This window comes from Sulfurisphaera sp. (genome assembly GCF_059755235.1).
Genome location: NZ_DBPRYF010000019.1, coordinates 19,807 through 37,242, shown reverse-complemented (window position 1 = coordinate 37,242; position 17,436 = coordinate 19,807). Strand labels below are relative to the sequence as shown.

General features: G+C 35.5%; 19 protein-coding genes and 1 pseudogene. 10 read left to right on the top strand and 10 right to left on the bottom strand.

Annotated elements, in window-relative coordinates; translation table 11 throughout:
- The 4 genes and pseudogenes from AC3OCB_RS02175 to AC3OCB_RS02160 form a co-directional block, all read right to left on the bottom strand.
- Positions 1 to 195: pseudogene (locus tag AC3OCB_RS02175) on the bottom strand (aminobenzoate oxygenase); the annotation flags it as partial.
- A 78-nt stretch (positions 196 to 273) separates the two neighbouring features.
- Positions 274 to 1,176, bottom strand: a complete 903-nt coding sequence (locus AC3OCB_RS02170) for an AbrB/MazE/SpoVT family DNA-binding domain-containing protein (RefSeq protein ID WP_498340551.1) — start codon at positions 1,174 to 1,176, stop codon at positions 274 to 276.
- A 56-nt stretch (positions 1,177 to 1,232) separates the two neighbouring features.
- A complete protein-coding gene (locus AC3OCB_RS02165; RefSeq protein ID WP_498340549.1) occupies positions 1,233 to 1,997 on the bottom strand; it encodes an enoyl-CoA hydratase/isomerase family protein in 765 nt (254 codons plus the stop codon).
- Between the two features lie 3 nt (positions 1,998 to 2,000).
- Complete coding sequence (locus tag AC3OCB_RS02160; RefSeq protein ID WP_498340548.1) at positions 2,001 to 2,753, bottom strand: enoyl-CoA hydratase-related protein; 753 nt, start codon at positions 2,751 to 2,753, stop codon at positions 2,001 to 2,003.
- Between the two features lie 179 nt (positions 2,754 to 2,932).
- Between AC3OCB_RS02160 and AC3OCB_RS02155 the strand changes: the two genes are divergently transcribed.
- Genes AC3OCB_RS02155 through AC3OCB_RS02145 form a run of 3 tightly spaced genes read left to right on the top strand, consistent with a single transcriptional unit; the run spans position 2,933 to position 5,776 of the window.
- Positions 2,933 to 4,096 carry a thiolase domain-containing protein gene (locus AC3OCB_RS02155; protein WP_498340547.1) on the top strand — a complete coding sequence of 388 codons (1,164 nt, stop codon included), beginning with the start codon at positions 2,933 to 2,935 and terminating at the stop codon, positions 4,094 to 4,096.
- 7 nt (positions 4,097 to 4,103) lie between these two features.
- The gene (locus tag AC3OCB_RS02150) at positions 4,104 to 4,490 is read left to right on the top strand and encodes a Zn-ribbon domain-containing OB-fold protein (RefSeq protein WP_498340546.1); all 387 of its coding nucleotides are present in this window, start codon (positions 4,104 to 4,106) and stop codon (positions 4,488 to 4,490) included.
- The gene (locus tag AC3OCB_RS02145; protein ID WP_498340545.1) at positions 4,487 to 5,776 is read left to right on the top strand and encodes a phenylacetate--CoA ligase family protein; all 1,290 of its coding nucleotides are present in this window, start codon (positions 4,487 to 4,489) and stop codon (positions 5,774 to 5,776) included. Before AC3OCB_RS02150 ends, AC3OCB_RS02145 begins: the two co-directional genes overlap by 4 nt.
- A gap of 342 nt (positions 5,777 to 6,118) precedes the next feature.
- On the opposite strand, the gene AC3OCB_RS02140 is transcribed toward AC3OCB_RS02145, so the two are convergent.
- Both AC3OCB_RS02140 and AC3OCB_RS02135 read right to left on the bottom strand, forming a co-directional pair.
- Entirely contained in the window at positions 6,119 to 6,631 is a 513-nt protein-coding gene (locus AC3OCB_RS02140; RefSeq protein WP_498340544.1) for a hypothetical protein, read from the bottom strand.
- Positions 6,632 to 7,167: 536 nt separating this feature from the next.
- Positions 7,168 to 8,193 (bottom strand): RsmB/NOP family class I SAM-dependent RNA methyltransferase, encoded by a 1,026-nt coding sequence (locus AC3OCB_RS02135; RefSeq protein WP_498340543.1) that lies wholly within the window; start codon positions 8,191 to 8,193, stop codon positions 7,168 to 7,170.
- 51 nt (positions 8,194 to 8,244) lie between these two features.
- On the opposite strand from AC3OCB_RS02135, the gene AC3OCB_RS02130 reads away from it, so the two are divergent.
- Positions 8,245 to 8,613, top strand: coding sequence for a hypothetical protein (locus AC3OCB_RS02130; RefSeq protein WP_498340542.1), 369 nt, complete (start codon positions 8,245 to 8,247; stop codon positions 8,611 to 8,613).
- Here the strand turns inward: AC3OCB_RS02130 and AC3OCB_RS02125 are convergent.
- The gene (locus AC3OCB_RS02125; protein ID WP_498340541.1) at positions 8,590 to 9,303 is read right to left on the bottom strand and encodes a sugar nucleotide-binding protein; all 714 of its coding nucleotides are present in this window, start codon (positions 9,301 to 9,303) and stop codon (positions 8,590 to 8,592) included. The two genes, AC3OCB_RS02130 and AC3OCB_RS02125, sit on opposite strands and share 24 nt — an antisense overlap.
- Before the next feature lie 34 nt (positions 9,304 to 9,337).
- Here AC3OCB_RS02125 and AC3OCB_RS02120 point away from each other — a divergent pair, with 34 nt between their 5' ends.
- Positions 9,338 to 9,688 (top strand): hypothetical protein, encoded by a 351-nt coding sequence (locus AC3OCB_RS02120; protein WP_498340540.1) that lies wholly within the window; start codon positions 9,338 to 9,340, stop codon positions 9,686 to 9,688.
- Here the strand turns inward: AC3OCB_RS02120 and AC3OCB_RS02115 are convergent.
- A complete protein-coding gene (locus tag AC3OCB_RS02115) occupies positions 9,678 to 10,097 on the bottom strand; it encodes a hypothetical protein (RefSeq protein WP_498340539.1) in 420 nt (139 codons plus the stop codon). The genes AC3OCB_RS02120 and AC3OCB_RS02115 overlap by 11 nt on opposite strands.
- Before the next feature lie 138 nt (positions 10,098 to 10,235).
- On the opposite strand from AC3OCB_RS02115, the gene AC3OCB_RS02110 reads away from it, so the two are divergent.
- Both AC3OCB_RS02110 and AC3OCB_RS02105 read left to right on the top strand, forming a co-directional pair.
- Positions 10,236 to 11,624, top strand: coding sequence for an MFS transporter (locus AC3OCB_RS02110; protein WP_498340538.1), 1,389 nt, complete (start codon positions 10,236 to 10,238; stop codon positions 11,622 to 11,624).
- Between the two features lie 154 nt (positions 11,625 to 11,778).
- A complete protein-coding gene (locus AC3OCB_RS02105) occupies positions 11,779 to 12,072 on the top strand; it encodes a hypothetical protein (protein WP_498340537.1) in 294 nt (97 codons plus the stop codon).
- Here the strand turns inward: AC3OCB_RS02105 and AC3OCB_RS02100 are convergent.
- Together AC3OCB_RS02100 and AC3OCB_RS02095 are read right to left on the bottom strand one after the other, a co-directional pair.
- Entirely contained in the window at positions 12,069 to 12,980 is a 912-nt protein-coding gene (locus AC3OCB_RS02100) for a 2-oxoacid:ferredoxin oxidoreductase subunit beta (protein WP_498340536.1), read from the bottom strand. The genes AC3OCB_RS02105 and AC3OCB_RS02100 overlap by 4 nt on opposite strands.
- A complete protein-coding gene (locus AC3OCB_RS02095) occupies positions 12,967 to 14,853 on the bottom strand; it encodes a 2-oxoacid:ferredoxin oxidoreductase subunit alpha (protein ID WP_498340535.1) in 1,887 nt (628 codons plus the stop codon). Before AC3OCB_RS02095 ends, AC3OCB_RS02100 begins: the two co-directional genes overlap by 14 nt.
- A 63-nt stretch (positions 14,854 to 14,916) precedes the next feature.
- On the opposite strand from AC3OCB_RS02095, the gene AC3OCB_RS02090 reads away from it, so the two are divergent.
- The 3 genes from AC3OCB_RS02090 (at position 14,917) to AC3OCB_RS02080 (ending at position 17,435) form a co-directional block, all read left to right on the top strand.
- Entirely contained in the window at positions 14,917 to 15,807 is an 891-nt protein-coding gene (locus tag AC3OCB_RS02090; protein WP_498340534.1) for an ABC transporter ATP-binding protein, read from the top strand.
- Positions 15,800 to 16,633 carry an ABC transporter permease gene (locus tag AC3OCB_RS02085; RefSeq protein WP_498340533.1) on the top strand — a complete coding sequence of 278 codons (834 nt, stop codon included), beginning with the start codon at positions 15,800 to 15,802 and terminating at the stop codon, positions 16,631 to 16,633. Before AC3OCB_RS02090 ends, AC3OCB_RS02085 begins: the two co-directional genes overlap by 8 nt.
- A gap of 115 nt (positions 16,634 to 16,748) precedes the next feature.
- Positions 16,749 to 17,435 (top strand): nucleotide-binding protein, encoded by a 687-nt coding sequence (locus tag AC3OCB_RS02080; RefSeq protein WP_498340532.1) that lies wholly within the window; start codon positions 16,749 to 16,751, stop codon positions 17,433 to 17,435.
- Position 17,436 lies beyond the last annotated feature (1 nt).

The window sequence follows — 17,436 nt, the reverse complement described above, 5'->3', positions numbered from 1 at the left end:
TTTTCTGTCTAACCCCGATGCGAAGTCTTTTACTTCTTTCCAGTCTATGTTTTCTTCGTCCCATTGCTCCCTTTTTGCTCTTCTGTAAAGTTGCCATGCTTTCTCATTGTCAAAATTCCACCTTGGAGGATAGACATTATCTATGGGGAAATCAGGTTCCTCTTCAAAATTGAGATTAGAGTATTTGGAGCTCATCAATATAAATGATAAAACTACTCATATATAAACTTTAATAGTTCAATTAAATAATAAGGGACATTCATATATATGCAATTATATTATTCTGACAGACTTATGCACTGCATCATCCATTATGGCTATGCAGTAGGATGCCATTCTCACAAATTCTTTGCATGCATCTGTCTTAGTTTCACATTCCTTTTCTATTTCCTTCATTTCATTTCTTATTTTTTGAATATTTGATATATCTTCGGTTAGAAACATTGTGGTAGATTCTCTAAACATTGATATTATCAAATTTACATTTTTCTCATCAACATGGTCTTTATTATTTAAAAGTGATAGGAACTCTTTCAAATGAGATATGAATCTTCCCAAATCTCTCATTAATATTGCATATAAAATTACGTCTTTAGTGGGTAGGTTAAAGTTGAATGTGTCATCAAGTTGAACACCAATTGCTATGTTTCTTATTATTGTCCTATAGTCCTTCATTAATATATCACACCTAGTGATTAGGTCGTTCTTTATCTCTTCATTAAATTTCTCTAGGAATTTTAGATCTTCAAGCAACTTGCTTATCTTATCTATGAAAGATGAAACTAAATTTTTCAAGTCAGTGTTTACGGGCAAGTTTACTCTGAATGTAATTTTGTTAAAAGTTTCATCTTCAATCTCTAACCCTGCATGGGTGAGTTGCAACTCTCTAAAAGCCTTTTTAGCTTCCTGCGAAATTACATTTTTAGATTTTATTGTAATTTTGTTTATTCCCTGCATATAATAGACCGAAACTAAGTAGAGGGCTTCTTCTAAGTCCTTTAACTCAATTTCCTTTTCGTCATTAATTTTTCTGCTTACCTTTATTTTAAGACCATCAGATACTTCATAAACTTTAAGCTCACTGCCAGCCTCAAGGTCATTTTTCCTTACCCATTCACTAGGGATAGAAATTATAAAACTTCCTCCTTTAATTTTTTGAAGCCTTCTAATACTCATATTTATACGTATATATTTCCAAATAAAAAAGTATAAAATATTTTTCCTTTTACATATTATGTTTTCCAATTAGGTTTTCTTTTCTCTATGAAAGCTTTCATTCCTTCTTTTCCGTCTTCACTCATTAGAGTTACGTAGAAGTTCCTTCTTTCAAAATCAAGCCCTTGTTGGAGTGTAGTCTCAAGAGCTTTATTAACGGCCTCTTTTCCAAGTTCAACTGCGAAACCAGACTTTGACGCAATTTCTTTAGCTAACCTTATTGCCTCATCTAGCAAGGCCTCATCTGGGACTACTTTGACAACTAAACCCCTTCTGTAAGCTTCCCATGCAGAGATTAGTTTCCCTGTTAGTACCATTTCCATTCCTTTGTATTTTCCTACAGTCCTTGTAAGTCTTTGAGTACCTCCTGCTCCCGGGATAATACCTAAATTGATCTCAGGTTGACCTAACGTTGCACTCTCTGCAGCTATAATAATATCACAAGCCATAGCTAATTCTAGTCCACCACCTACTGTGATACCATTAAGTGCAGCTATAACTGGCTTTCTAAAAGTCCTTAACCTCTCCCACATTGGGGCGTGACCAACTCTGGTAACTTCTTCTATACTCATATTAGACATTTCACTTACATCTGCCCCAGCACAGAATGCTTTTCCGTTCCCAGTTACGATTACTGCTTTCACGTCTTTATTCTTCTCAATCTCATTAAATGCTTGGACAAAGTCCCAGACTAGCTCCATGTTTAACGCGTTTAATTTATCTGGTCTGTTAAGTCTAACTATAGCTATATTTCCTTGAATTTCATAAGTTACTGTATTCATTTTTTATTCGCCTCTAAACTGTGGGTTTCTTTTTTCAGTAAAGGCTTTGGTACCTTCTTTAAAGTCATATGTTTTGCCCAATGCTCCCTGCATTGCTGATTCGTAATCAAGAAACTCTTCAAGATCTGAGTAAATCACTCTATTTATCAATCTCTTACTAGCTGAATAGCTTTTGTAAGGCCCATTAGCTATCTCTTCAGCTTTTTTCATAGCCTCCGATAGAGGGTCTTCTACTACTTCAAAACCCAAATCTTTAGCTACCTCAGCATTAAACTCTCCTCCAGTAAGAATGAATTTTTCAAACTTTACACCCCCTAACCTTAGCATCATTAATGCAAGTCCAGTATCTGGGGCTAAGCCAATATTATGGAATGCCGTAACAAACCTTGAGTCTTTTGATACATATCTAATGTCGGTTGCTAGAGCTAAACTAATTCCTGCACCAGCTACAACACCTTTTACCGCTGATATAAATATCTTATTAGAGAACCTTATTTCCCTCAGAATTGGGTAAAATGAACCTCTCAAATCCTCTGCTAGATCTTCAGCAATAGATGATATATCAGCTCCTACTGAGAAAGCTCTACCGCTTCCAGTTATTACAGCGACCCTCTTTTTTGGGTCTCTGTTAAAGTCCTTTAGGGCTTTTGTAAGTTGGTTTCTTAATTCGACATTCATTGCATTTAATTTATCTGGTCTGTTTAGTGTTATAACCGATATATTCCCCTTGTCCTCAACTAATACTTCGTTCCCCATCACTCTATTTTTCTTCTTGTATTATAAAACTCTTGTGGATAAAAACCAGACAAATCTTCTTTTTCTTTCATTTTTCATATATATAAATTGTATAATCAATATTGGACTTTTTGTTATAACTAAACTAATATCATTATATTAGAGTAAGATATATATAGGATTTAAATTATTTATATCTTGTGAATAGAAGAGTAGCAGTTATCGGCGTTGGAAACTCAAAGTTTGGTAAAAGAGACGACGTTACAATTAGGGAACTTGCTTGGGAGTCTGTTAAAGACGCTTTAGAAGACGCAAACCTAAGGCAAAAAGACATTGATATTACAGTTATAGGGAGTACAGCATATAGAGGAACAGAGATTTATCCAGCTCCTCCAGTATCAGAGTACTGTGGCTTTGTGAATAAGAGCCCAGTGAGAGTAGAGGCTGCGTGTGCGACTGGCAGTGCAGCTGCATTTACTGCAATAAACTTAGTTGCTTCAGGTCTAACAGACGTTGCACTAGCAATTGGAGTTGATAAAATGACTGAAGTAGATACTGCGACTTCTTTAGCTATAGGCGGTAGAGGAGGGAACTATTATTGGGAATTCCAGATGTATGGCACTACATTTCCCTCTTATTATGCACTTTACGCAACTAGGCACATGGCAGTCTATGGCACTACAGAGGAAGATATGGCTTTAGCTTCTGTTAAAGCTCATAAGTATGCCTCTTTGAACGAAAAAGCTCACTTTAGGAACAAAGTGACGGTCGAGGATGTGCTTAAGTCAAGAGTTATTTCTTGGCCGATAAAACTACTTGACTCTTCTCCTATAAGTGATGGATCTGCAGCTGTTATCTTTGCATCAGAGGAGAAAGTTAAGGAACTTAAGATAGACACACCAGTATGGGTAAAAGGTGTTGGCTATAGCAGTGACACATCATATATTGCAGCTAGAGGGGAATGGGTAGGTCTAGGAGCTGCTAGGGATGCTGCATTTAAAGCCTACAAGATGGCAAACGTTTCTCCACAAGATATTGAGTATGCCACAGTTCATGATTGCTTTACCATTGCAGAAATCATGGCTTATGAGGATTTAGGCTTAGTAGAGAAAGGTAAAGGAGCAGAACTTTTGAGAGAAGGACAAACTGAAAAAGATGGAAAGGTTGCTGTTAATTTATTTGGTGGTCTAAAGGCTAAAGGACATCCTTTAGGTGCAACTGGTCTTTCAATGATTTACGAGATAACTAAACAATTAAGGGAAGAAGCTGGACCAGTTCAACACTCATTTAAGAGGTACATGGCCTTGTCTCACAATATAGGTGGAACTGGTCATTACGCTTATGTAACTATTTTCAGTAGGTGAGAAAGAGATGGACGGAATTCCCTTACTTTTTAAATATACTGTCCCTGATAAGTTATATGATGTTTTCTGGGAAGGGTTAAAGAAAGGTGAGATCTACGGTACTAGGTGTAAAAAGTGTGGGACACTGTATTTTCCTCCCAGAAAAGACTGTGAAAAGTGTCTAACTTCTAATATGGAATGGGTAAAGTTAAAGGATGAGGGGGTTCTTATGACTTACACAATAGTTAAGCAAAAACCTCAAGGTTTTGATTCGTACCCAGATTACACGATAGGTATAGTTAGGAATTCTGATGGGGTAGATCTTATGTGCTGGGTAAAGGGAGAGCCAAAAGTTGGTAAAAAAGTCAAGTTAACTACAGACACTCAAAGAATAGTTTGTGAGGTGATAGGATGATAACTTACGATGAGACAGACCCAAGATCTCTAACTAAAGAGGAAATAAAGGCTGTCCAACAGTTTAGGTTTAGAAGAATGATAAAGAGGGTATATGAAAACAGCCCATATTATCACAAAGTGATAAAGGAGAAAGGGTTAACTGTTGACGATATTAAATCTCCAGACGATTTAGTTAAGTTACCATTTACTACAAAGGACGATTTAAGAAAACATGCATATCCCTATGGTGGTGATTTTCTAACTGTTCCATTAAGCGAAATTGTGGGTTGGCATATGACCAGTGGCACGACTGGTTTACCTACAGTAGGTGCTTATACTCAAAGCGATATTGAGTTGTGGGCAAATCTTGTTGCAAGGAGCTTAAGGGCTGCTGGTGTGACTAAAGATGATATAGTGGCTAATATTTACGGCTACGGTCTTTTCACTGGAGGTATTGGCTTACATATTGGTATACAGAGGGCTGGTGCTAAGGTTATCCCATGGAGCACTGGAAGGACTGAAGCTCTCGTAAAAACTTTAAAGGACTTTAAGGTTACAGTGGTTACTGGGACTCCTTCATATGAGTTATATCTTGCCGAGAAGATTAGAGAGGCTGGAGTTGACCCAGAAAAGGAGCTTAACTTGAGAGTAGCAATTCCGGGAGCAGAGGCTATGACTAAAGAGATGCTAAGCAAGATTGATAAAGAGTTAGGTCTAGTTGCTCATGGTGGTGGTGCTAGGGAGATTTATGGTTTAACAGAAGCCATAGGTCCCGGAGTAGCACAAGAATGTCCTTACGATAATCACGAAAAGATGCATATATGGACAGATCACTTTTATGTTGAGATTATTGACCCAGATACTGGTGAGCGTGTTGGAGAGGGTGAAGAAGGAGAGCTTGTTATCACTCATCTAACGAGAGAAGGTATGCCACTACTCCGTTATAGGACAAGGGATATAACTAAGCTCGAAGAAAGCGAGGACGACATACCATATCCTACCATAAATATGGTTAAAGGCAGAGTAGATGACGTAATATTCTACAAAGGAGTGAAGATTTATCCGACTGCAATTAACCAGGTTTTGATGAAGTACCCAGAGGTAAAGGAATATAAGATTGTAATAACTAAAGAACCAGCTAAATTTGAGATTTTAATAGAAACTGATAAGCCTTCAGAGGAGTTAAGAAGGAAATTGACAGCTGAGGTTCAAGGTGTTGCATTCGCAACTCCGGAAATTCAATTCTTAGACCCAAATACTTTACCTAGATGGGAAGGGAAATCTAAAAGAGTTGAAGTTAAATAAGAAGTAAAATGTTATTTATCACTGCAAACATCCACAATGCCAAAACTATGATTACTGGAAATACTTTTCAGTAAGACGTAGGAAAGAAGTATTATTCTTTCCCTCAGTAATCATGATACGATGAACATAAAGTCTCCGGAAGATGATAAGAACAAGATTTCTTCTACTAGTCCTTTACTCAGTCTAATGTGGGGTAAAATAAAGGAAAGAAAAGTGACAAATCATAATAAGAATGGTTTTTCAGCTCATATGCTATATTTATTTTTCATAAATCTTTATTGTTTAGATCAAAAAAGTGCTTATATTTATGTTTTAATATGCCTAAATATATAATTTAAAAAATTACACAACTTTTTCTCCTTTCATTTTTACTGCTAGCATAAGTAATCCAACTAGTTTAATCGCGTCACCTATAATTGCTATTTCAGATATATTAAAAATGTAAAACGGTAGTCCTATAGTATAAATCACTGCTCCCCATAAAAATAATTGAGAAGAGATTAAGAATTTTTTAACAGTAAAGAAGATTGATAAACCTGCTAATGGTTCGAAGATATAGCCTAATAGTATTAGCTCTAGTCCAAGAAATTCATGGAAAAATGCTAAGACTAGACCAGCAAATGTTATCACTATTGCAGTGGGTGCCATATAATCCATAAAGTATTTTCTCTTCAACTCAGCTTTATGATAAAAATAGAATGCGGGAATGGATAATATCCATATTATAGTCATCTGCAATAGTCCTAAAGGGGTGAAGGCGAATGATAATGTGTATAAACCTAGTTGGACTAAAAGGGCTAAAATCAAAAAACCTGCAATTATGCTAGTTAAATTACCAAGTTTAAGGTAACTCATATATTAAAATCCTTTTTCGTAATTAAAAAACATTTGTAATAAAACTCTGAATTAACTGATAAGAATTGGCTTTCCACTTTTTGGCCAAGTTATTACGCTAACTAGTACTAGCGCTAGAGCTGCACTTCCGGAACCATCAATTCCGTACATTTGGCCCAACAAACGTTATTTATGGTATTAGGGGACTAATGATTGTGTTATAAATCCCTCTTGCCCAAATATCGTGAACATAAGATTTAATGAGACCAACTTAAAGTTGTTTCTTACTCGAGGTTAGCTTACTTAAACCTTGGAAAATTAGTAAAAGCAAATGTGTGAAAATAAATTAGTAAGAGTTGATGTCTTATTCCTTGATTTTAACAGTCTCTGACATTATAAAAGAATTAACGTTAATGCTCATCTATATTAAGTTTCGTTTGTTTATTTTTAATTAACCCTATCCTTTTTAAATCATTTGAATTAAAGTGATACACCATGTCATTAATAGATCTTAAATACATGAGAATAAGGAAAGGAATAAGAGAAGCATTTAAGGACTATCCAATTTTTGAAACAAAGAAACCTTCTGTTTCATGAATATAAGGAATAAATCTGTTCCCTATCCCTTTAGAAATACCAAAGTTTAGCGGAGCCTTTGCATTATATTCTTTCACAACTTCTTCTCCCTCCTCTGGTAGTAGAGAACAAGTTGCATAAATTACGTAATTCGACGTCGAGACTGCGGTATCTAAAAGTGCTTTTTGTAAATTTGATAGAGATTTAATCCTATCTTTTGTCACCCTTAGTAGGACAGTAGGTTCATTACCTATCATCCCAGTCGAGCTACATGGCGCATCTAAAAGGACTTTATCAGCTATTCTCATGGATTTATTGGTAGAATCTTGCAAAATGAAATTAACCTTGTTAAGATCTACACCCACATCGTGCAAAAACCTCCTTTCTCTATCTAATCTTGGAAAGTCAACATCTGCTACAATAAGTTTGCTGTTATTCTCAGTTAAAGCCATGATCAAAGAGGCTTTGCCACCTGGTGCTGATGACATATCATATATAAGCTCTGACTTTTCAGGCTTTAATGTCTCTACAACTGCCATGCTAGCTTTATCTTGGATAATAATTTTGAAATCTTTAAACGCTTTAGTCTTAGTTACATCACCTTCTAACACTTTATATGCATATTTAATGTCTTTATCTTGTTCAACAATTATACCTTCATTTTCAATTTCCTTCAGTACTTTATCCTCATCACTTTTCAAAGTATTTACTCTTATCCATGTTGTTTTTTTCAAAAAGCTCTCCTTTAGTTTTTCCACCTCATATTCCTTTTTTAGCTCTTCTTCTAGCCATTCCGGAAAAATAACGTTTACCCCTTTTGAAAGAAACTCTTTTACTTTTTTCCTATAACTTTTTCCCTTCAGAGAGAAGTAAGAAAGGATAAGCTGTCTAGCCAATTCGTAAGAGTCCTTTACCCCCTTTGACATTTCTTTAGCTTTTTTGTATGAAACTGGCAATGGATATCCTTTTTCAACAAAGTACAGCACTCTGCTTAGGAAGTCCTCCACATACTAAGCTATTTGGCAAAAATATTTAAGTTTAGAATGAGAATTTATCTTATGAAGCTTGATAAACTAGAAAAAATTTACCTAGATACTGTGTATGGTATTGAAAATTCGAAGGATGTTTATGACTTATTAAAAAGAGTAGGAAAATCGATATTCTTGTTTTTTAAGTTACTTTATGCAAGAAAAGCTAAAATTGACAGAAGTCTGAGCAGAGAACTAATGAGATTCCTTTACGTAGAAGAGAGTACTGAAGAAAAATTACAAAGACTTGGTAAGATTGTTACTCTGATGAGATTTGAGGCAATTAACACAAAGTACCCCTATATAGACTTTTATATGCAGAACTTGGTAACAGAACTGGATAGAATTATGATGAAGAAAGGATATGACTTTTTCTTAGCCCCTAACAGAAAGACCTAAACCATTAAGTAACCAAACGTCTAATGAGAAGTCATAATAATTCCCCTCAAAAGGGATTACGTCCGCCTCGAACATATCCCCTAGCTCAGTGCAGACGTCAACCATATTTTTCCTTTTACTTCCGACATTAACAACACCTTTTATACCTCTTTTTATCAACAAAGATATTATCTCACCAGCTTCTGACACCTTTATAGGAGATACAAAGAAATTAGCATTACATTTTACTCTCCTCTTCTTTATCATAGCCCTTACATAAGGATAAAGCAGACCTTTATACTGCATTGAATAAAGCAAACCAAGTCTAACGACTAGATAGTTACCTAAACTCATTATTCCAGTCTCTCCAGCTAATTTTGTTAAACCATAGTAGTTGAGAGGGTTTGGCGTTGACGTTTCAGAGTAGAATCCCTTCTTGCCGTCAAATATCATAAAAGAGGAGAGATAAACGTTTACAGCTTTGATCTTGTTAGCTGCTCTTCCCACGTTTATAGCATACCATGTATTTATATTCCAAGCCGTACTCTGGTTTTTATTGGCCTCTGGATAAGGTAATTCAAATGTATGCACAACTATATCTGGTTTTTCTTCAAGTACTTTTTGAGGAGAAGTTATAACCACTGTTTCGTCAAAGTGATTTGCTATATGCTGTGCTAATTCTCCTTCATCAGTTAATCCTACTTTCAACATGTAAATTTATAAAGCAACACTAAAAAAGTTATACGTGAGTTCAGCTATAAAGAAATTCGTAGAACTTGAAAAAGGGGACGAACAGCAAGAAAAGATACTTTTCTCTCTTTGGGGTGATAAAGTAACCAGGTTGAGTTTAGATGATTTACAAGTCTTAGAAAAAGTTGAGGGAAGAACTCTTTCTCTATATGTCTATAGAGGTAGTATAGTTGCTTTACTTCACAAGCCTTCCGGTCTATTTCTATTAATTTATGGAGTATCAGCATTAGAACTTGAGACACTTAGGTATATAGTTGAAAAATCGAAAAATCCAGATGCGGATTTCATTTCCTTGGTGTATGATTATTTAAACAAAGAAAACGGTAGACTAGGTCTTAATCAATAGTTTCAAATTCTACGTAGTCTTCTAGTTCACTGCAACTAGATTTGTCTCCCTTTATGCAACCTCTAACTAGATAAAGATAATATAGAATATCTTTACTTTTTTCCACGTCAAATTTCTCTTCTACTTTTCTTATAATCTCGTTCAACGCTTTTACCATGTAATTTTCTCCTTTGTTTAAGTTAATCAAGTTCTCGTTATATCTTAAGAACCTATACTGCACTTTGTTACCGTGAAGAATCCTTGTTGCATATATGTCCTTGTATACTCTAACTAGGATTATATTAAGCTTCTTTTCTGCATTAATTAACATGACCTTGTTGCTGTTTTCTAGTTCAATAGCTGAAAACCCTTTTGGCACTTTCTTTAAGTTCCCGTTCTCGTCAAGCAAGTTGCTTATTTTATATTTCATATTTGGTATGTATCCTATGAGGATTATATAGTTTATTCCTTTAGACTATGTAAAACTATATAGTATATGTGTTAAAATATAGTGCTATATGAAGTAAAGGGGTAATCTTTATAAAATGTGAGAAAATCTTTATACCAAATGAAAATCTCAGATTATTTCAAACCCTTGGATCAAAGAAATTTCGATGTATGGCACATAAAATCTCTTTTAACAACTGGTATGGGAGTTTTTACTGACGGCTACGATCTATCATCAATAGGTATAGTATTAACTACTGTACTAGCTACTTTTGGCATAACAAAAAATTCACCAGATTATATGCTTTGGAACAGCTTAATTGCAGGTTCAGCCTTAATAGGTGCTGCAGTAGGCGCAATAATTTTTGGTTTATTAGCTAATAAAGGCAGAAAAACATTTTACGGTATTGATGTGGCGTTAATGACTGTAGGCGCTGTCTTGCAAGCCTTCGTTACAACACCCTTAGAACTTGTTTTAGTTAGAGGTCTTCTAGGTTTAGGAGTAGGAGCTGACTACGTACTTTCACCAATGATAATGGCAGAACATTCAAATGCAAAAGACAGAGGAAAACTACTAGCTTTTGGCTTTGGAATGATGTGGGGATTTGGAGCTACAACAGCTGCAGCAATTGATCTAGGTTTGCAAGCGGCAGGAGCATCTCCAGATTTAATTTGGAGGGTTGTTTTAGCGGCAGGAGCAATTCCAGCAGCTTCTGTCATTTATTTAAGGAGAAAAATACCGGAAACACCAAGATACTTGTTAAGAATTAAAGGTGATGCTGAAAAGTTCAGAGACGTGGTAAAGACTTTAGCAAAAACAGACGTTCAAGTAAATAGTGACGTTAGAGACATAAACTCCTTCTCTGACTATTTTGCTAGATTTTGGAAACCATTTATTGTTGCTGCATTCTTATGGTTCCTCTATGATATCGTAGCATACTCTGGAATACTTTTTGGCCCTAGTGACATTGCTAAAAGCGTAGGGATAAATAATAGTGCTATATTCCAGTTTATCACTGAATTTGTATTTATAGTTCCAGGTGGCATTGTAGCAATACTTACACTTGATAGAGTTGGAAGAAAACCAATGCAGACAATAGGTTTCATTGGGATGGCTGTAGCCTTATTGATGTTTGCTGCATTAAAAGCGGTAGTGCCTGCGATGATTGCCTTAATAATGTATGGCATGTACGATTTCTTCTCGCAAGCAGGACCAGGTTCAGTCAGTGCATCTGGAATGCTAGGAGTAGAATTAGCGCCAACAAAAGTGAGAGGACTTATACAAGCAATTACAGTTGCTGCAGGTAGAATAGGTGCTTCTTTAACAGCCTTTGTCTTTCCATATTTCTTCCATATATATGGAGAAAGCTTCGCCATCGAATTTCTAAGCGCAATAGCATTTATAGCAGCAGCTTTAACATATTTCGGAATTCCAGAAACCAAAGGTAAACCATTAGAAAAAGCATCGGGTGAAGAAGCAGTTTCTGCAGGAGAATCAATAAATCAATAATTTTTTAATTCATGTTATGTGTATATCTTAATCGTGAAACAAAGGAAGGTTTTTTAACAACCTCTAATTTAAACTATAATATTCGATCAATCACATTTAAACTCTTCAAAGAAGATTAACAAAAGTTTATATTTTAGTAGTACATATATTTGATATGATAGATATGAGTGTAACTGCAAATAAAAAAAGGAAAGAGATAGAAGACAACTTAGAAGTAGTTTATGATGACGATGAAGTGACGGTAGTAGTTGCTCCAGAAGAAGATGAACTAAAGAATGTCATAATAAACCTGCTCAGAGAAAAACCAATGGATGTAAAAGAGATACATAATGTATTAACTAATTTAGCTAGCGATGAAAAAATAAGGAAAGCACTTTATGAACTAGCAGATGAAGGAAGAGTAGTAGAGGATAGAAAAAGTAAAAAATTTGTTTTGGTAGGGAATTAAACTCTTTTACTCTTTATCAAGTCATCAAGTTTTACATTACTAACTCCATTAATTTCAATAGGTTGCTTGGCTGGATAGAAGTCCTTATAATTAGGTATGTTAGCAACTAGCCTATCTTCAAAAGTTGGTACTAGCTCGTTTTGATAAAATATACCAATTGGTATTTTTTCTCCCCATTCATAAGATTTTAGAATTGCTTGTTCAAATTTTTTCTGAGCTTCTTCCTCTCTTTTAACTGTGGGATCCCAGCCAGTAGTCTCAAGCTTATAAACTCTCTTGTCATACCACTCTTTAGTATTTATATCGTTGTAAGTTGGGCATGGTTGTAAAATCTCTACCAGAGCACTTCCTTTATGCTTTATTGCAGCTTTTATTAACTCTTTTAAGTGTATAACGTCGTAAGCGTAGCCTCTAGCTGCGAATGTATATCCAGATGCCAAAGCAACTGCTATTGGGTTTACAGCGTCCATTATATTTGGTTTAGGCAAAGACTTTGTTTTCTCTCCTCTATGTAAAGTAGGAGAGGCTTGACCCTTTGTGAGACCATAAACTCCGTTGTTGTGAACTAGCACAGTCATATCAATATTTCTTCTTCCTAAGTGTACGAAATGTCCCATCCCAATTCCTAATCCATCTCCATCTCCTATGTTGACAATAACTTCTAATGATGGGTTAGCTAACTTTATCCCAGTTGCATAGGCAATAGATCTACCGTGAAGTGTGTGCACTCCAGATATTGGTAAGTTCATGAAGTGAGGAAGTTTGCCGGAACATCCAATTCCAGACACTATTGTTACTTTTTTAGGATCAATACCAAGTTCTCTTATTGCTTGCTCCTCAGCTCTCAATATTCCAAAGTTTCCACAGCCTGGACACCAATCAACAAATACTGGTTTACGCTCCGCCATAAACTACCACCCTTTTCTCATTGTTTTTAACTATTTTCTTCACACCTTCTATTACTTCTTCTCTAGTTATAGGTCTTCCGGTCCATTTTAAGATAAAATCTGTTGCAAATATTCCCGTTTTCTCAGCTAATATTTCTGCACCTTGAGCTTGGTAGTTGTTTTCCACTGCTATTATTTTATTTTTACCTTCAAGTACTTTCCTCATTAACCTTGACGGATAAGGATTAAACATCCTTACTTGCACCATCATTGTCTTTATCCCCTCTCTGTTTAACTCTTCCATTGCCTCAAGTATAGCCCCTTTAGGTGAGCCCCAAGTTAGCAATACAATATCTGAATCTCCAACTATGTTAACTCTCTGCTCTTCTGGTATTTCTTTGTCAGCTAGCTCTAATTTTTTCATCCTCTTTTGATACATCTTCATCCTATTGACGCTATTTTCAGTGATATGCCCTTCCTCATTATGTTCGTCTCCTGCATGGAAAATGCTAGCTTCTCCTAAGAATGCCCTAGGGGAAACTCCATCATCTGTTATTTCAAAGCGGTTGAAGTAGTCTCCAGAGGGTTTAACAATTTTACCTCTTTCAATAATGTAAGGTTTATTTCTTATCCACTCTTCATCAAAGACTGAATAAGCGTTAGCAAGTGTCTTCTCAATTATATGGATTGTTGGAGTTTGATACTTTTCAGCTAAGTTTAGTGCCCAAATAGCATCCCAAAACGTTTCAACGTGATCTCCAGAAGCAATAACAATCCTTGGAAATTCACCATGACCTACGTTTAATGCAAATTTTAAATCACTTTGACCAGACCTTGTAGGTAGTCCAGTTGATGGTGCCCCCCTCATATAGTAGGTAATTACAACGGGAACTTCATTCATGCCAGCCCAACTTATTCCTTCAGCCATTAACGCAAACCCTGGCCCAGAAGTTGCTGTAGCACTTCTTGCACCAGTTAAAGCTGCACCGTTAGCCATGTTTATTGCAGCAAGTTCGTCCTCTGTTTGAATAACTACAACTCCACCTTTCCTTAATTCATTACCCTCTGTTATAATATCTAAGTTTTGATTAGCTTCAATGTATGTGCTTTCATCAGATGCTGGTGTGATGGGGTAATAAGATTGGAATCTTAAACCACCAGCTAATTTCCCTAAAGCTGATATAGTATTTCCATCAACTTGAATTCTTGGTTTTTCAACCTTGATCTCTTTTAAGTTATAAGCGTTGGGTACAGCGTTATAACCTAATTCAGCAGCCATTGTGTTAAATTTAACGAAAAGTTCATTCTTAAAGGCTGAAGATATCGCATCTCTTAAGTAATCAATTTTTAATCCTAATAAACCGTAAGACGCACCAACAGCAATCATGTTTTTAGCTCTCTCTACTACTGACATAGGAACTTTGAATGTGTCAGCAATTTTCTTTATTAACTCTGTATAGTTAAAGCCAATTACTTTTACTCCTCTACTTTTAACGTATTCTAACACGTCTTTTATAGTAAAACCCAGGTTGTTTTTCTTAAGCTCTTCTTTTACTTGATCAGCCATCTCAGGCTCCATTGACTTAACTAAGTCAACTGAAGTGTATTCAAACTCAGTGTTGTATATTAAGTAGTCTCTAACCTCTGTGAAATGTTGGAACACTGTTTCAGCATCGAATGTAGCTAGTATGTTTGTGTAAGAAGACAAACTCTTTACCGGGTTTTCACTTATTACAACTTCAAAGTAACTATGCCTTCCTTTGATGTTTGAGTAGTACTCTCTGTTTCCAAAGAGATAATAACCAGCCTTTGCAACAGCATTTCCAAATATGTTGGCAGAAGTGTCTACACCTAGTCCTTGGGCTCCTCCTATCATCCAGACGATTCTGGTCATATTATATTGTCTTTCATTTGAAAAATAAAAGGTTTTTTATTCAGAAATAAGGGATTATATGTTGTGATTCAAGCGGAAGGAATAGTAAAGAAATACAATGGGAAAGAAGTTCTGTCTAACGTCTCTTTGAACGTGAACAAAGGAGAGTTTGTTTCGTTAATTGGACCTAACGGAGCTGGTAAAACTACTTTAGTTAGAATTATTTTAACACTTATCAGACCCGAAAAGGGTTTAATAACGATCCTTGGGAAAAATCCGTATAAGGACAAGAAGGTCTTCAAAAGTTTGGGCTATGTCCAAGAATTACCTAACTTACCTCCATTTATGACAGGAAAGGAAGTTTTGCTTTTATCAGCTAAAATCAAAGGTGTTAAGAAAGAGGAAGTGGATGAGCTCCTTGATCTGGTTGGTATGAGTGAGTTTGCTAATAGGCAAGTAGCTAAATACAGTAAAGGAATGACACAGAGAATTGCAATTGCTGAAGCTTTGCTAGGTAATCCAGAAATCCTCGTTTTGGATGAACCTAATATAGGTATTGACCCTATTTTCTCCCTTAAGGTAAGAGAGTTATTTGATAAGCTAAAGAGAAACGGTTCTTCAATCTTAATGACCTCACACGAGCTTGAGGATGTGAGGAAACTCTCAGACAAGGTTTACATGATTTATAAAGGGAAGATTCTCTTTGAAGGTAATGTAGAAGACCTCGTAAAGAAGTTTTTGGGGATACAAGTTGTAATTGAAGGAGAAGAGTTAGAAAAAATAAGTAACTTTATTTCTTCGTTAGAGTATGTGAAAAAAGTGTTTAAGGAGGGTAAGAAACTAGTAGTTTCCATGAATGAGGATAAGAGGGAGGAACTACTTAGGACGTTGGTAGAGTCGCATTTTCATATTAAAAGTTTTTACATGGATTTAAATTTGGAGGAAGCATATTCTAGGGCGATAAATAGTGCTTGAGATAATGTTTTATGAATGGAAAAGGGCTATATCTAGGAAGAAGTTTCTTGTCCTTTTGATTGTTTCTCTTTTCTTTGAAATAGCGGTGTATTTTGCAGTTTATTTTGTTCCCTCAGAGAGGGTAAGAGTTCTGTTAACCCCTCTTTATCCCTACATGTGGGCTTTAGGGGTTCTTCTTCCTCAATCTCTTCTCCTTCATTTTCTTGCAATTTCCATAGCCTCTGGTTCTATGTCAGAAGAGTATGAGCAGGGTACTATCGATTTCTTTTTAACTAAAGCTATAACAAGGTCGAGGTTTTTAGCAGAGAAGTGGTTAGGCTCTTTTTCTCTCCTAGTTCTTGTCTATGTTATAATGATTACTCTCGCAGTTGTATTTTCCTATGGGTTTTTTGGATTACAGCAAGATGTTAACGTACTTCCAGAAACCATTCTCTCTGTACTTTTCTCTTCCCTAGTATTTTTCAATATAGCATTTATGATAGGAGAAGTTTTTAGGAGAAGTAGCTTGTCATTTATAATTTCAAGTTCCATTCTAATCGGTTCGATTCTGATAAGCACAGTACTCTCTTTCATAAGTATTCTTACTCACTCACCGCAGTATGAGGTAATCTCAGAGTACTTGCCATCTTGGGGTGCTACACAGCTTCCTTTTGTTTTATTATCGAACTCTCCATTTAGTACTCTCATTCAAGCATTAGACTTGATACCAATTACATCTACTGACGTGACTACAGCAGTTTTATCAGTCTTAGTTTATGCCTCAATCCCTGCTTTCATTTCGATAATCAACTTTTTAAGAAGAGACATCCCTAAGAAAGTAAGCTAATTAATGTCTAGGTATTTTTTTAGAAAAATAACAAAAAAAAAAAAAATAACAAAAAAAAAATTGTACATTCTACCCACAAAAATTTAAAAGTCTATCTTCAGAGATTATAAACGTAATGATTAGAATTAACATACTGAGCCTTAAGGGCGGTGTAGGTAAGTCTTTAATAGCATTTAAATTAGCTGTCAAACTGTCTCGTAGCTACAAAGTGGTATTAGTGGATAGATCTTTATCAAAGTCAATTTCTAGTTTTCTTGGCATTAGAGAGGAATTTAGAAAAGGAGAGTATTGGAAAGACCTTGGCAATTTGAGAGTACTTAGATTTGACTATCCTGCAGATGAGTCCCAAATTATTGAGGAATACAAAAATTTAATGACGTATGACGTAATGATAGTGGACAATCCTTCCCTTCCTTCAGATGAGTTTTTTAACCTTGATTTAACTTCATGGGTAAAAGCCTCAAACTCCTACACTTATGACTCGATTGTTATTTTAACCCCACCAGGGGAGTTAATGGATCAAACATTGAAAGTGATGCTTTCAATGAGTGATTATTTAAAAGAAATTATAGAGGGAAACTTGTCATCAACTATGACTACTGTTCAGTTATTTAGACCAATAGGCATCGTAATTAATGAGGTTAAGAGTGAGTATCAAATTGATTATGATAAGATAAGAAGATATCTCGGAAACCCAATGATAATTAAAATTCCCTTCAAAAAGAAGTTATTTGGAAGTCCTTTTAGCGATGAGTTAAATGAGATTGATCCGCTAGTTGATTATATTAGGACATTAACTTAGA

Coding starts and splice junctions, on each gene's coding strand:
- AC3OCB_RS02170 (WP_498340551.1), bottom strand. CDS start 1,176: ATGAGTATTAGAAGGCTTCAAAAAATTAAAGGAGGAAGTTTTATAATT.
- AC3OCB_RS02150 (WP_498340546.1), top strand. CDS start 4,104: ATGGACGGAATTCCCTTACTTTTTAAATATACTGTCCCTGATAAGTTA.
- AC3OCB_RS02165 (WP_498340549.1), bottom strand. CDS start 1,997: ATGAATACAGTAACTTATGAAATTCAAGGAAATATAGCTATAGTTAGA.
- AC3OCB_RS02125 (WP_498340541.1), bottom strand. CDS start 9,303: ATGTTGAAAGTAGGATTAACTGATGAAGGAGAATTAGCACAGCATATA.
- AC3OCB_RS02115 (WP_498340539.1), bottom strand. CDS start 10,097: ATGAAATATAAAATAAGCAACTTGCTTGACGAGAACGGGAACTTAAAG.
- AC3OCB_RS02110 (WP_498340538.1), top strand. CDS start 10,236: ATGAAAATCTCAGATTATTTCAAACCCTTGGATCAAAGAAATTTCGAT.
- AC3OCB_RS02105 (WP_498340537.1), top strand. CDS start 11,779: ATGATAGATATGAGTGTAACTGCAAATAAAAAAAGGAAAGAGATAGAA.
- AC3OCB_RS02140 (WP_498340544.1), bottom strand. CDS start 6,631: ATGAGTTACCTTAAACTTGGTAATTTAACTAGCATAATTGCAGGTTTT.
- AC3OCB_RS02130 (WP_498340542.1), top strand. CDS start 8,245: ATGAAGCTTGATAAACTAGAAAAAATTTACCTAGATACTGTGTATGGT.
- AC3OCB_RS02100 (WP_498340536.1), bottom strand. CDS start 12,980: ATGGCGGAGCGTAAACCAGTATTTGTTGATTGGTGTCCAGGCTGTGGA.
- AC3OCB_RS02160 (WP_498340548.1), bottom strand. CDS start 2,753: ATGGGGAACGAAGTATTAGTTGAGGACAAGGGGAATATATCGGTTATA.
- AC3OCB_RS02095 (WP_498340535.1), bottom strand. CDS start 14,853: ATGACCAGAATCGTCTGGATGATAGGAGGAGCCCAAGGACTAGGTGTA.
- AC3OCB_RS02145 (WP_498340545.1), top strand. CDS start 4,487: ATGATAACTTACGATGAGACAGACCCAAGATCTCTAACTAAAGAGGAA.
- AC3OCB_RS02080 (WP_498340532.1), top strand. CDS start 16,749: ATGATTAGAATTAACATACTGAGCCTTAAGGGCGGTGTAGGTAAGTCT.